This window comes from Pararhodobacter zhoushanensis (genome assembly GCF_003990445.1).
Lineage (GTDB): Bacteria > Pseudomonadota > Alphaproteobacteria > Rhodobacterales > Rhodobacteraceae > Pararhodobacter > Pararhodobacter zhoushanensis.
Genome location: NZ_REEZ01000015.1, coordinates 19,156 through 32,815, shown reverse-complemented (window position 1 = coordinate 32,815; position 13,660 = coordinate 19,156). Strand labels below are relative to the sequence as shown.

At 66.1% G+C, this 13,660-nt stretch carries 12 protein-coding genes; 11 read left to right on the top strand and 1 reads right to left on the bottom strand.

All coding sequences use genetic code 11. The features are described 5' to 3' along the window. Window positions 1-2: 2 nt before the first annotated feature. The 4 genes from EAE28_RS21465 to EAE28_RS21450 are packed head-to-tail and all read left to right on the top strand — an operon-like array spanning window position 3 to window position 4,601. Window positions 3-1,142 carry a Gfo/Idh/MocA family protein gene (locus EAE28_RS21465; protein WP_220443976.1) on the top strand — a complete coding sequence of 380 codons (1,140 nt, stop codon included), beginning with the start codon at window positions 3-5 and terminating at the stop codon, window positions 1,140-1,142. Next, window positions 1,139-2,644 carry a sugar ABC transporter ATP-binding protein gene (locus EAE28_RS21460; RefSeq protein WP_127110145.1) on the top strand — a complete coding sequence of 502 codons (1,506 nt, stop codon included), beginning with the start codon at window positions 1,139-1,141 and terminating at the stop codon, window positions 2,642-2,644. Before EAE28_RS21465 ends, EAE28_RS21460 begins: the two co-directional genes overlap by 4 nt. Next, window positions 2,645-3,628 (top strand): ABC transporter permease, encoded by a 984-nt coding sequence (locus tag EAE28_RS21455; RefSeq protein WP_127110143.1) that lies wholly within the window; start codon window positions 2,645-2,647, stop codon window positions 3,626-3,628. A 31-nt stretch (window positions 3,629-3,659) separates the two neighbouring features. Further along, the gene (locus EAE28_RS21450; protein ID WP_127110141.1) at window positions 3,660-4,601 is read left to right on the top strand and encodes an ABC transporter substrate-binding protein; all 942 of its coding nucleotides are present in this window, start codon (window positions 3,660-3,662) and stop codon (window positions 4,599-4,601) included. A gap of 67 nt (window positions 4,602-4,668) precedes the next feature. Here the strand turns inward: EAE28_RS21450 and EAE28_RS21445 are convergent, their stop codons facing one another. Continuing rightward, the gene (locus EAE28_RS21445) at window positions 4,669-5,802 is read right to left on the bottom strand and encodes an acyl-CoA dehydrogenase family protein (protein WP_127110139.1); all 1,134 of its coding nucleotides are present in this window, start codon (window positions 5,800-5,802) and stop codon (window positions 4,669-4,671) included. A 101-nt stretch (window positions 5,803-5,903) separates the two neighbouring features. On the opposite strand from EAE28_RS21445, the gene EAE28_RS21440 reads away from it, so the two are divergent. The 7 genes from EAE28_RS21440 (at window position 5,904) to EAE28_RS23990 (ending at window position 13,279) form a co-directional block, all read left to right on the top strand. Next, entirely contained in the window at window positions 5,904-6,554 is a 651-nt protein-coding gene (locus tag EAE28_RS21440; protein ID WP_127110137.1) for a TetR/AcrR family transcriptional regulator, read from the top strand. A 32-nt stretch (window positions 6,555-6,586) separates the two neighbouring features. Then, window positions 6,587-8,764, top strand: a complete 2,178-nt coding sequence (locus EAE28_RS21435; protein ID WP_127110135.1) for a 3-hydroxyacyl-CoA dehydrogenase/enoyl-CoA hydratase family protein — start codon at window positions 6,587-6,589, stop codon at window positions 8,762-8,764. Between the two features lie 192 nt (window positions 8,765-8,956). Continuing rightward, entirely contained in the window at window positions 8,957-9,718 is a 762-nt protein-coding gene (locus EAE28_RS21430) for an SDR family NAD(P)-dependent oxidoreductase (protein ID WP_127110133.1), read from the top strand. Further along, a complete protein-coding gene (locus EAE28_RS21425; protein WP_127110131.1) occupies window positions 9,715-10,905 on the top strand; it encodes an acyl-CoA dehydrogenase family protein in 1,191 nt (396 codons plus the stop codon). The genes EAE28_RS21430 and EAE28_RS21425 overlap by 4 nt, the downstream gene beginning before the upstream one ends. Continuing rightward, complete coding sequence (locus EAE28_RS23900) at window positions 10,902-11,045, top strand: hypothetical protein (RefSeq protein WP_164736734.1); 144 nt, start codon at window positions 10,902-10,904, stop codon at window positions 11,043-11,045. Before EAE28_RS21425 ends, EAE28_RS23900 begins: the two co-directional genes overlap by 4 nt. Before the next feature lie 95 nt (window positions 11,046-11,140). Next, window positions 11,141-12,301 (top strand): acetyl-CoA C-acetyltransferase, encoded by a 1,161-nt coding sequence (locus tag EAE28_RS23995; RefSeq protein ID WP_181954511.1) that lies wholly within the window; start codon window positions 11,141-11,143, stop codon window positions 12,299-12,301. After that, entirely contained in the window at window positions 12,302-13,279 is a 978-nt protein-coding gene (locus EAE28_RS23990) for an NAD(P)H-dependent flavin oxidoreductase (protein WP_181954510.1), read from the top strand. Window positions 13,280-13,660 lie beyond the last annotated feature (381 nt).

The following is a 13,660-nucleotide window of genomic DNA, read 5'->3' as shown; positions in this document are numbered from 1 at the left end:
CCATGGCACCGATCCGTTTGGGCATGGTGGGCGGCGGCAAGGATGCCTTCATCGGCGCCGTTCACCGCATCGCGGCGCGCATTGACGGCGAATATGCGCTGGTCGCCGGCGCGCTGTCCTCAACGCCCGAAAAGGCCCGCGAAAGTGGGCTGGCGCTGGGGCTGGCGGCTGAGCGCAGCTATGGCAGCTATCAGGAGATGGCCGAGGCTGAGGCCGCGCGCGCCGATGGCATTCAGGCGGTGTCCATCGTGACGCCGAACCACATGCACGCCGGTCCCGCGATCGAGTTCCTCAAGCGCGGTATCCATGTGATCTGCGACAAGCCACTGACCGCGACCATGGCGCAGGCTGAGGAACTGGCCGAGGCCGTGCGCGCCTCAAAGGCGCTGTTCATCCTGACGCATAACTACACCGGCTATCCGATGGTGCGTCAGGCGCAGGCGATGGTGGCCTCGGGCGCGCTGGGCAAGATCCGTGTCGTGCAGGTGGAATACCCGCAGGACTGGCTGACCGAGGCCGCCGAGCAGTCGGGCGACAACAAGCAGGCCGAGTGGCGCACCGATCCCGAACGCTCAGGCGCGGGCGGGGCGATTGGCGATATCGGCACGCATGCGCATAACCTTGCGTGCTTCGTGTCGGGGCTGAAGGTCGAAAAACTGGCCGCCGATCTGCAAAGCTTCGTGCCCGGTCGGCGCGTCGATGACAACGCGCAGATGCTGTTGCGCTTTGCTGGCGGCGCGCGTGGGATGCTTTGGGCCAGTCAGGTGGCACCCGGCAATGAGAACGGCCTCAGGCTGAGGGTGTACGGTGAAACCGGCGGGCTGGAGTGGTCGCAAGAGGATCCGAACTATCTGTGGCACACGCCGTTCGGGGAACCCAAGCGCCTGCTGACGCGCGGCGGGGCAGGGGCCTCGGCTGCGGCGGGGGCGGTGTCGCGCACGCCGGGCGGGCATCCCGAAGGCTATCTTGAGGGCTTTGCCAACATCTACACCGGCGCCGCAGCGGCAATCCGTGCGGCGGAAGCTGGCGAGGCGCCCGACCTGTCGCTGCTGCCGGGGATCGACGAAGGCCTTGACGGCATGCGCTTTATCGCCGCCTGCATCCGCTCGTCGCAGGCCGATGCTGCGTGGGTGGCGCTGTGACCCAGCCGGTTCTGGCCCTGAACGGCGTCAGCCGCAGCTTTGGCCCGATCGAGGTGCTGCACGGCGTCGACATCGCCCTGCACCCCGGTCGGGTCCATGCGCTGATCGGTGAAAACGGCGCGGGCAAATCGACGACGATGAAGATCATGGCGGGCTATCAGCCCGCCAGCTCGGGCACGATTGCGGTGGATGGACAGACCCGCACGCTGGCGTCGATGGGCGAGGCCGAGGCGCTGGGCATCTCGATGATCCATCAGGAATTCAATCTGGCCGAGCAGCTGAGCGTCGAGCAGAACATCTTTCTGGGGCGCGAGCTTAAGCGCGGCTGGCTGCTGGACAAGGCGGCGATGCGGGCGAAAACCCGCGAATTGCTGGACCGGCTGCAATGCGATGTGTCGCCGGACCGGATCGTGTCGACGCTGTCGAACTCGGACAAGCAGATGGTCGAGATCGCCAAGGCCCTCTTGCGCGACATCCGCGTGCTGATCATGGACGAACCGACCGCCGTGCTGACCCGCACCGAGACCGACATCCTGCTGGGTCAGGTCCGCCGTCTGCGGGCCGAGGGGGTGGCGGTACTGTTCACCTCGCACAAGCTGGACGAGGTGGCCGAGATCGCCGACGACCTGACCATCATGCGCGACGGCGCGGTGGTCTGGACCGGCCCCACGGCGCAGATGAACGAACACCAGATGGCCGAGGCGATGGTCGGGCGCGAGGTGTCGGACCTGTACCCGCCCAAGGATGGCACCCCCGGCGAGATGATGCTGGAGGTCAGCGATTTCGGCGTGCCGGGCTATTCCGAGGGCATCAGTTTCACCCTGCGCCGGGGCGAGATTCTGGGCGTGGCCGGGCTGATCGGCTCGGGCCGGACCGAGACATTCGAGGGGCTGGCGGGGCTGCGCCGCGCCGAGGGGCAGGTGCGCATCAAGGGTCAGCCCGTCACCATTCGCCATCCGTGGGAGGCGCTGCAACACGGGCTGGCCTATCTGACCGAGGACCGCAAGACGCGCGGCTTGCTGTTGGACAAGGGCATGGGTGAAAACCTCACGCTGCTGGCGCTGTGGAAATTCACCCGTGGGCTGCTGGACAAACGGGCCGAAGCGGCAGCGTTAGAGACCGCGATTGCCGACTTCGACATTCGCGGCAGTCAGGCTGTGGCGGTCGGGCAGTTGTCGGGCGGGAACCAGCAGAAACTGCTGTTTGCCAAGACCATGCTGGCAGACCCTGAGATCGTGGTGATTGATGAGCCGACCCGCGGCATCGACATCGGCACCAAACAGCAGATGTATCAGTTCATTCGCCAGCTGGCGGCCTCGGGCCGCGCCATTGTGGTGATTTCATCGGAAATGCAAGAGGTTATCGGCTTGGCCGACCGGATATTGGTGCTGCGTCGCGGCCAGTTGACCGGAACGCTGGACGGGGCCGAGGCCACTGAAGACGCCATTGTGCGGCTTGCCATGGGGGTCGGCGCTGCCACCCCCGAGAAGGAGACTGTCTGAATGTCCGCCACCGCAACCCAGCCGCGCAAGATCCAGATGAGCGTGATCGGCCCCGTTCTGGCGCTGATCCTGCTGATTATCCTGGGCGCGCTGATGAACCCCAACTTTCTGGGCTGGAACAACATCTCGAACGTGCTGTCACGCTCGGCCTTTATCGGCATCATCGCCGTGGGGATGACCTTTGTGATCACAGCGGGCGGGCTGGACCTGTCCGTCGGCTCGTCGGCGGCGTTTATCGCCGGGCTGATGATTTTGGTGATGAACACCGCGCTGCCGTCCATGGGCGTTGGCGTGCCGATTGTCCTGCTGGGCATGGCTGTGGCGCTGGTCGCCGGGGTGGCTGTGGGGCTGATCAACGGGCTGCTCATCACCAAACTGGGGATCGAGGCGTTCATCGTCACGCTGGGCTCGATGGGGATCTACCGCAGTCTGGTGACCTGGCTGGCCGATGGCGGCACGCTGAGCCTCGATTTCAGCCTGCGCAGCTTTTACCAGCCGGTGTATTACGGCGGGGTTTTCGGGGTCTCGTGGCCGATCATCGTCTTTGCCGTGGTGGTCGTGCTGGGGGAAATCCTGATGCGCTCGACAGCCTTTGGCCGCCACTGCGCCGCCATCGGCTCGAACGATCAGGTCGCGCGCTATTCGTCGGTCCGCGTCGCGCGGGTGCGGCTGGCGACCTATGTGATGCTGGGTGTGCTGGTTGGCGTGGCCACCATCATGTACGTGCCGCGCCTTGGCTCGGCCTCGGCCTCGACCGGCTTGCTTTGGGAGCTTGAGGCCATCGCAGCCGTGATCGTCGGCGGCACCATGCTCAAGGGCGGGTTTGGCCGTGTCTGGGGCACGGTCATCGGTGTGCTGATCCTGACGCTGATCGGCAACATCCTCAATCTGACCGATTTCGTTTCGCCTTACCTGAATGGAGCCATTCAGGGGGCCATCATCGTTCTCGCTGTCGTCTTGCAGCGAGCGAACAAGCCGGCCTGATGGCCGGTGCAACCAAGGGGGAGGAACCCACATGAAGAACTTCGCATCTGCCTTTGCCATGGCCGCGGTGCTGGCAGCACCCGCGCTGGCCCAGGAAACCATGGTCATCGGCGTGTCGATCCCGGCCGCGACCCATGGCTGGGCGGGCGGCATGAACTATTTCGCCCAGACCACCGTTGATCGGCTGGAAGAAACCTATCCGCAGCTGGACTTCGTGCTGGCCACGGCGTCGGACCCGGCGCGTCAGGTCAACGACATCGAGGACATGATGGCCACGCGCGGCATTGACGCGCTGGTCGTGCTGCCCTTCGAATCCGAGCCGCTGACCGGCCCGGTGATGGCCGTGTCCGACGCGGGCGTCTGGGTGACGGTCGTTGACCGGGGTCTGGCGGTCGAGGGGATCGAGGATCTCTATGTCGCCGGCAACAACCCTGACTTCGGCCGCGTGTCGGGCGAATACATGGTCTCGGCCATGCCTGAGGGTGGTCAGATCGTCGTGCTGCGCGGCATCCCGACCACCATCGACAACGAGCGGGTCGAGGGCTTTCAGGCCGCTATCGAAGGCTCGGGCATCGAGATCATCGGCATGGAGCACGGCAACTGGAACCGTGACACCTCGTTCACCGTGATGCAGGACTTCCTGTCGCGCCACCCGCAGATTGATGCGGTCTGGGCGTCGGATGATGACATGGCCGTCGGCGTTCTGGCCGCCATCGAGGCGGCGGGCCGCAGCGATATCCAGTTCGTTCTGGGTGGTGCCGGCATGAAAGAGATGATCCAGCGCGTCATGGAAGGCGACACGATGATCCCCGCCGACGTGACCTATCCGCCGTCGATGATCGCCACCGCGATCGAGCTGACGGCTGTCGGTCTGGTGTCGTCGGCACCGGTGTCGGGTGAGTTCATCATCGGGTCGGTGCTGGTGACCCAAGACAACGCCGAGAACTTCTACTACCCCGACAGCCCGTTCTGAGGCTGAGCTTTGACAAAGCCATGGCCGGGCGTATCCCGGCCATGGCCCTTAATCAGCCTGCCCCGGATCAAACGTTCAGGGCGCGGGCGATGACCATGCGCTGGATGTCGCTGGTGCCCTCGTAGATCTGGCACACGCGCACATCGCGCCAGATGCGTTCGACGGGAAAGTCGCGGGTATAGCCGTAACCGCCGAAGGTCTGGATCGCGTCCGAGGCCACCTTTTCCGCCATTTCCGACGCAAAGAGTTTCGCCATCGATGCCGCTTGCAGCGCGGGCTGGCCCGCGTCTTTCAGCGCCGCCGCGTGCAGGACCAACTGGCGACCGGCCTCGACGCGGGTGGCCATATCGGCCAGCCGGAAGGCGACGGCCTGATGCTCGATCAGCGTCTTGCCCATGCTGATGCGTTCCTGCGCATAGCTCACCGCTGCATCCAGCGCCGCGCGGGCCATGCCGACCGATTGCGACGCGATGCCGATGCGCCCGCCCTCAAGGTTGGACAAGGCGATGCGGTAGCCCTCGCCCTCGGCCCCCAACAGGTTCTCGGCGGGGATCTCAAGGTTCTCCAGCGCGATCTGCGCGGTGTCTGACAGGTGCTGACCGATCTTCTTCTCGATCGACGCTACGCGCCAACCCGGTGTCTTGGTCGGCACGATAAAGGCCGAGATGCCTTTCTTGCCCGCGCCCGGATCGGTCACCGCAAAGACAATCGCGATGTCGGCGTTCTTGCCCGAGGTGATGAATTGCTTGACCCCGTTGAGAACCCAGCCGCCATTCGTGCGCACCGCGCGGGTGCGCAGGGCCGAAGCGTCCGAGCCTGCCTGCGGCTCGGTCAGGCAGAACGCGCCCAGCCATTCGCCGCGCGCCATCGGGCGCAGGTAGGTTTCCTTCTGCGCCTCGGTGCCATAGCGCAGGATCGGCACGCAGCCGACCGAGTTATGTACCGACATCACCGTCGACAAAGCGCCATTGCCCGCCGCGATTTCCTCAAGCGCGCAGGCATAGGCGACGGTATCAGTCAGCGCGCCGTCCCATTCCTCAGGCACCAGCATGCCCATCAGACCCAGCGCGCCCATCTGCGCCACCACATCGCGCGGGAAATGCGCGGTTTCGTCCCATTCGGCGGATTTGGGGGCCAGTTGCTCGGCGGCAAAGCGGCGCGCCATGTCGCGCACCATCGTCTGGTCTTCGGTCAGGATCATGGGCTCTCCTCGCCTGCAAGTCCGTCGCTGTTGACGGTGGTTTCTCCCGTTGGTAACTCGTATACCAACGGGTAACAAAAAGACGCAACAGTATTACGCTGATGACACGCCGCGCCAAAGCCACCGCCGCCCCGTCGCCTTGGTCCAGCCAGAGCGAGCGCGAGCGTGAGCGCGCGGCCAAGCGCGAGGCGGTGCTGCGCACGGCGGCGCGGCTGTTCAACACGCGCGGCTATCATGCGACCTCGCTGGATGAGGTGGCAACGGCGCTGAACGTGACCAAGCCGACGATTTACCACTATTTCGCCAATAAGGATGAGATCCTGTTCGAATGCACGCGCCGCGGGCTGGATGCGATCATCGAGGCCTCGCGCCGGACCGCCGCGCAGGGCGGCAGCGCGGCTGAGCGGTTGCGCGGGGTGCTGACGGTCTATGCGCTGACGATGATGGATGATTTCGGCATCTGCGTCGCGCGGACGCAGGACCATCTGCTCTCCGAACCCAGCCGCCAGCAATTCCGCGCGCTCAAGCGCGAGATTGACGCGCTGATCCGGCATCTGGTGGTCGAGGGCGGTGTGGATGGCTCGGTGCAAGTGCGTGACGTTCGGATTGCGACGTTTACGGCGGCGCAGGCGCTCAACGGGCTGGGCAACTGGTTCAACCCCGAGGGGCCGATGACGGCGCCCGAGGTTGCCGACCAAGTGGTGCAGACATTGATGGCAGGGCTGACCGGACGGGGCGCTGCGACGGACTAAAACACGGCCCGTGCGCGGGCGAGGGGGGATTGATGCAAGTTTCTGGGGCCGGGAAAACCGGGATCAAACGCGCGGCAGTGATCGGGGTAGGGTCGATGGGCGGCGGCATCGCCGCGCAATTCGCCAATGCCGGGATCGCGGTGGATCTGTTGGACATGAAGGGCGGCGACAGTGGCTCCGGCCCGGCCGAAGCAGGTCTGGCGCGGCAGTTGCAGATCGGTGGCTTCATGGTGCCCGAGGCGGCCGAACTGGTGCGGCTGGGCAATGTCGAGGATCACCTTGACCGGCTGGCGCAGGCCGACTGGATCATCGAGGCGGTGATCGAAAAGCTGGACGTCAAACGCGCACTCTATGCCTCGCTTGCGCCGCATCTGAAGGCGGATGCGATCTTGTCGTCCAACACCTCCACCATCCCGCGCGCGGCGCTGACCGAAGGGATGGAGCCCGCGCTGGCCAGGCGCTTTGCGATCACCCATTTCTTCAACCCGCCCCGCGTGATGCAGCTGCTGGAGATCATCTGCGACCCGCAGGCCGAACCCGCCATGGTGCAGCGCCTGCACCGCGCGTCCGAGGTGTTGCTGGGCAAAACCGTCATCGACTGCCGCGACACGCCCGGTTTCATTGCCAACCGCATCGGCTGCTTCTGGATGGCCGCTGCCGCGATGGAAGCGCAACGGCTGGGCTTGAGTGTCGAGCAGGCGGACGCGGTGCATGCGGGGCTGGGCATTCCGCGCACCGGGGTGTTTGGCCTCTTCGATCTGGTCGGGCTTGATCTGGTGCCCAACGTCTGGGGCAGCCTGCTGAGCACGCTCCCCGCCGATGACTCGCTGCGCGGCTATGACATCACTGAGGACGCGGTGTTCACCGGGCTGCTGGCCAAGGGCCATTTGGGCCGCAAGACCAAGGCGGGCTTTTACCGCAAGGCGGCGGATGGCAGCCGCGAGGCCTATGATCTGGTCACGCAGAGCTACCGGCCCGAGCAGAAAGCCACGCCCGTGCCGCGCGACCCGCGCGCCCTGCTGGCTGAGGACAGCCCGTCGGGTGCTTACGCCAAGGCCGTGCTTGGTGCGGTGCTGGCCTATGCGCAGGCGCATGCGGGTGAGATCGCCAGCGATCCGGCCTCGGTCGATATCGCGATGGAGCTGGGGTATTCGTGGAAACAGGGGCCATTTGCGCTGGCGGCCAAGGTGGGGTTGCTTGACGCCGCCCCCAAGCGCCCGCGCCGCGCTTCGCTGGACGACGCGCCGGTGATCCGCTCGAACGATTTTGCCACGCTGCACGATCTGGGCGACGGGGTTGCTTGCTTCCGGGCACGCTCGAAACTCAACACCTTCGCGCCCGAGGTGCTTGCCCTGCTGAGCGAAACGCTGGACGCTGCGGGCAAGGATTATACCGCGCTGGTGTTGGGCAATGACGATCCCCGCGCGTTTTCGGCAGGCGCGGATCTGAGCTTCTTCCTTGATCGTCTCGATCTGCCGGGCGGGATGGACACGATCCTTGGCTATGTCATCGGCGGGCAAGAGCTTTTCCTGAAAATGCGCCGCCTGCCGGTGCCGGTGGTGGCCGCGATCCACGGTTTCACACTGGGCGGCGGGTGCGAGTTCCAGATGCACACCTCGGCCACGGTGGCGCATGCCGAAGCCAGAATCGGCGTGCCCGAAACCGGCGTTGGCCTGTTGCCCGCCTGGGGTGGCTGCACGCAACTGCTGGCCCGTGCGGCGGCGGCGATGCCGGACGCCAGCCCGACCGAACACGCAGCCCGCGCCTTTGCGACAATCTTTGCTGGCGAGATCGCACCCTCGGCGGCGGCGGGCTGCGCGGCAGGCCTGCTGCGGCCTGACGATGCGCTGGTGATGTTCCGCCCCGATCTGATCGCGACGGCCAAGGCGCGCGCGCTGGCGCTGGTGCCGGGCTATGCCGCGCCCGCGCCTTTGGCCGTGCCGGTCGCCGGACGTGAAGGCGCGGAAGCGCTGCTGACGCCGCTGCGCGACCAGCGTGGCATGGGGGCGCTGTCGGCTGTGGATTTGCACCTGGCCGAGGTGATCATCGGCGTGCTGACCGGCGGGCAGGATGCCCAACCCGGCGACACCCGCAACGAGGAACAGCTGATGGCGCTTGAGCGGACGGCGTTTCTGGAACTGGTGCAAAGCGCGCCCAGCCGTGCGCGGATGGAACACATGCTGGCCACCGGCAAACGGTTGAAAAACTGACACGACACTGCCTTGCGCGCGGTGGATCGTGACGATCCGGGCGCGCGGGGTGTCATCGGACCGACGAAAGGTCATCGAGTCATTTTTGCCGCCGACCATCCCCATTGCGCCACCCCCACGCTGAACAGGCGCAGGCTGGGCCCCGCATACTGGCCCAGACAGGGCTGACTTAACACGGAAAGGAACCAATCCATGCTCATCAAGGACCAAGCGGCCATCGTGACCGGCGGGGCCTCGGGCCTCGGCGGCGCGACGGCGGAAATGCTGGCCAAGGCCGGTGCCAAAGTCGCGATTTTCGACATGAACGAAGCGCTGGGCGCGGCCAAGGCGGCCGAGCTGGGCGGGGCCTTTTTCAAGGTCAACGTGACCGATGAAAGCGCCGTGGAAGAGGCGATTGCCGCCGCCGAGGGCCTGCATGGCAAGGCGCGCATTCTGGTCAACTGCGCCGGGATCGGGCCACCCGCCAAGGTCGTTGACCGTGAGGGTAAGGCTCTGGCGCTGTCGTCCTTTGCCTCGGTGGTCGGTGTGAACCTGCTGGGCACGTTCAACGTGCTGTCGAAGTTCGCAGCCTCCCTGCGCACCGCCGATCCGCTGGGCGAAGAACGCGGCGTGGTGATCAACACTGCCTCGGTCGCGGCGTTTGACGGCCAGATCGGTCAGGCGGCTTATGCCGCGTCCAAGGCGGGCGTTGTCGGCATGACACTGCCCGTCGCGCGCGAATTTGCCCGCTATGGCATCCGCGTGATGACCATCGCGCCGGGCCTGTTCATGACCCCGCTGCTGGCCTCGCTGCCGCAAGAGGCGCAGGACAGTCTGGGCCGTCAGGTTCCGTTCCCGCCGCGTCTGGGCGATCCGTCCGAATACGCGCGTCTCGTCGCCTCGATCATCGATAACCCCATGCTGAACGGCGAAGTCATTCGTCTGGACGGCGCAATTCGGATGGCCCCGAAATGAGCAATCTTCTGGAAACCACCGGCATCTCGGCCCGCGCGCTCGACATCGCCGACCGGGTCGAGCGTTTCGTCCGCGAGACCGTCGCGCCCTATGAACGCGACCCGCGCCGCACGTCGCACGGGCCGAGTGACGAACTGGCCACCGAGCTGAAGGTACTGGCGCGCGCGGCCGGGGTGCTGACCCCGCATGTCCTGCCCGACGGCGGCCACCTGACCCAGCGCGAGACAGCGGCGGTGCTGATCCGCTCGGGCCTGTCGCCTCTGGGTCCGATTGCCTGCAACACCGCAGCGCCGGATGAGGGCAACATGTACCTGCTCGGCAAGGTCGCCAGCCCCGAACTGAAGGCGCGCTACCTTGAGCCGATGATCCGCGGCGAGAAACGCTCGGCCTTTTTCATGACCGAACCGGCCGAGGATGGCGGCGCGGGCTCGGACCCGTCGATGATGCTGACCACCTGCCGCATGGACGGCAACCACTGGGTGATCAACGGTCGCAAGACCTATATCACCGGGGCTGACGGGGCCGGGGTGGGCATCGTCATGGCGAAATCCGAGGATGGCGCCTGCATGTTCCTGGTTGATCTGCCCGATCCGGCGATCAGGATCGAGCGGGTGATGGACACCATCGACAGCTCGATGCCCGGCGGTCACGCGGTGGTCAGCATCAACAACCTGCGAGTCCCCGCTACGCAGATGCTGGGCGAAAGCGGCGAGGGGTTCCGTTATGCGCAGGTCCGCCTGTCGCCCGCGCGGCTGAGCCATTGCATGCGCTGGCTGGGTGCCTGCGTGCGCGCCAACGAGATCGCCACCGACTATGCCAACCGCCGCATGGCCTTTGGCAAGCAGCTCATTGACCATGAGGGCGTCGGTTTCATGCTGGCCGAGAACCTGCTGGACCTCAAACAGGCCGAGCTGATGATCTATTGGTGTGCCGATGTGCTCGACACCGGCGCGGGCGGCACAGCGCAAAGCTCGATGGCCAAGGTGGCGGTGTCCGAGGCGCTGATGCGCATCGCGGATCGCTGCGTGCAGGTGATGGGCGGGCAGGGCGTGACCGGTGACACCATCGTCGAACAGGTGTTCCGCGAAATCCGCGCGTTCCGCATCTATGACGGCCCGACCGAGGTGCACAAATGGTCGCTGGCCAAGAAGATCAAGCGCGATTGGAAAAAAGCGCAAGAGGCGTGACCAAAGCGGCCCCCGACGTTCAGTCGAATGCCGGGGGCAAGCCGGTGCGCGCGATGACGGACTCTGTGGCGAGCTTAGAGAGCCCGCTGTCGGTCTGGCAGTTCAAGGGCGCGCAGGCGGTGGATCGCGCTGGCCATTGAGGCCTGCCGCTGAGGCAGGCAATGCCGCTGGCCGACCGGGCTGGCGGGGATCAAACATGCGGCCTCGTCCGGGCCATCACTCAGGAGGAACACCCATGGCCGAGGCCTATCTCGTTGAACTGGTCCGTACCGCGGGCGGGCGTCGCAAGGGCGCGCTGGCAAACTGGCACCCCGCCGATCTGGGCGCCGAGGTGATCGACGCGCTGGTTGCGCGTTCCGGCATCGACCCGGCGGCGATTGACGATGTGATCGTCGGCTGCGTGACGCAGGCAGGCGAGCAGGCCTTCGCCTTTGGCCGCAACTGCGTGCTGGCCTCGGGCCTGCCCGAAAGCGTGCCGGCCGTGACGATTGACCGCCAGTGCGGCTCGTCCCAGCAGGCGGTCCAGTTCGCCGCGCAGGCGGTGATGTCGGGCACGCAGGATGTGGTGATCGCGATGGGCGTGGAATCCATGACCCGCGTGCCGATGTTCTCGAACCTGACCTTGCACAGGAAAGAGGGGCTGGGCATCGGCCCGTTCAGCGACCGTATCGCCCAACGCTTTGGCACCCGCGATTTCAGCCAGTTCAAGGGGGCCGAGATGATCGCGCAGAAGCACGGGTTTGACCGCGCCCAGCTTGACGCTTTCGCGCTCGAAAGCCACCGCCGCGCTGCCGCCGCGACCGACGCCGGGGCCTTTGTCGACGAGATTGTGCCGCTGGCCATCGACGGCGGGATGCACAGCCGTGACGAGGGGATCCGCGCCGATGCCTCGCTCGAGTCGATCAGCTCGGTCAGGCTGCTGGAAGAAGGCGGGATGATCACCGCCGCCAATGCTTCGCAGATCTGCGACGGGGCGGCGGGGGTGCTGGTGGTGTCGGAAGCCGCCCTCAAGCGCTACAACCTGACGCCACGGGCGCGGATCGTGACCATGACCGTTACCGGCGGCGATCCGGTGATCATGCTCGAAGAGCCGATCCCGGCGACGATCAAGGCCCTCAAGCGCGCGGGTCTGAGCATCGACGACATCGACCTTTACGAGGTCAACGAGGCCTTCGCCCCGGTGCCGATGGCGTGGCTCAAGATGCTTGACGCCGATCCTGCCCGGCTGAACGTCAACGGCGGGGCCATTGCGCTGGGCCACCCGCTGGGTGCATCCGGCGCGCGGTTGATGACCACGCTGGTCAACGCGTTGCACAAGCGGGGCAAGAAATACGGCTTGCAGACCATGTGCGAAGGTGGCGGTCTGGCGAATGTGACGATTGTGGAGGCGCTCTGAATGGCTTTGAAAACGAAGATCACCGAGATGCTCGGCATCCGGCATCCCATCGTGCAGGGCGGCATGATGTGGGTTGGCACCGCCGAGATGGCCTCGGCCGTGTCGAACGCGGGCGGGCTGGGCATCCTGACCGCGCTGACGCAACCGACCCCGGACGATCTGCGCCGCGAGATCGACCGCTGCCGCGCGATGACCGACAAGCCTTTCGGCGTGAACCTGACGCTGTTGCCCTCGGTCTCACCGCCGCCCTACGCCGAGTATCGCCGCGCGATCATCGACAGTGGCGTGACCATCGTGGAAACCGCAGGCTCGCGCCCGCAGGAGCATGTCGAAGAGTTCAAGTCGCATGGCCTGACCGTCCTGCACAAATGCACCTCGGTCCGGCACGCGTTGTCGGCGCAGCGCATGGGCGTCGATATCATCTCGATCGACGGGTTCGAATGCGCGGGCCATCCCGGTGAGGATGACGTGCCCGGACTGGTGCTGATCCCTGCCGCTGCCGATCAGGTCACGGTGCCGATGCTGGCCTCGGGCGGGATCGGTGACGGGCGCGGACTGGCGGCGGCGCTGGCGCTGGGGGCCGAGGGCGTCAACATGGGCACCCGGTTCTGCGCCACGGTCGAGGCACCGATCCATGACGAAGTGAAAGCGATGCTGGTCAGCAACACCGAGCGCGACACCAACCTGATCTTCCGCGGCTTCAAGAACACCGGTCGGGTTGCCAAGACATCGGTGTCGGACAGGGTGGTCGAGATCGGCACGCGCCCCGGCGCTGTGTTCGAAGATGTGCGCCCGATGGTGTCGGGCGCCAAGGGGCGGCAGGCGCTGACCACCGGCGATCTTGAGGCGGGGCTGATCTGGGCCGGACAGATCCAGGGTTTGATCCACGACATCCCCACCTGTGCGGCGTTGTTGTCACGGATGGTGGCCGATGCCGAGGCGATCATTCGCGGGCGCATGACCGGCTTCCTTGCCTGACCGACTGCCGTCGGCCCCCGTGGGCCGGCGGTTCTCATGCCAGCCCAGCACGCCGCTACGGCGTGGTGCGGACAGGGTGTCCGTCTCCTTTCGTGCCATGGACGGCGGAACGCTGCCTGTGGACGGGCGCGGGGCCGGGGCATGTCAGGCGTCGGTCTTCAACAGCAGCGTGTCACCATCGTCGCGCGTCTTTCGCGCGATGACCGGCATCAGCCGGTCGCGCTGGCGGGCCCAACGTGACTCATGCCTTTGCTGGCTATGAGCGGATCGTCCGTCTGATCTGCCGCAGGTCTGTCATCCAGCCACGACCGAAGCCCGATCGTCATGTGCGCCTCGTGGTGCGGGTTGAGCAATCGCCGGGCGCGCGGACCCCTCCCGCGT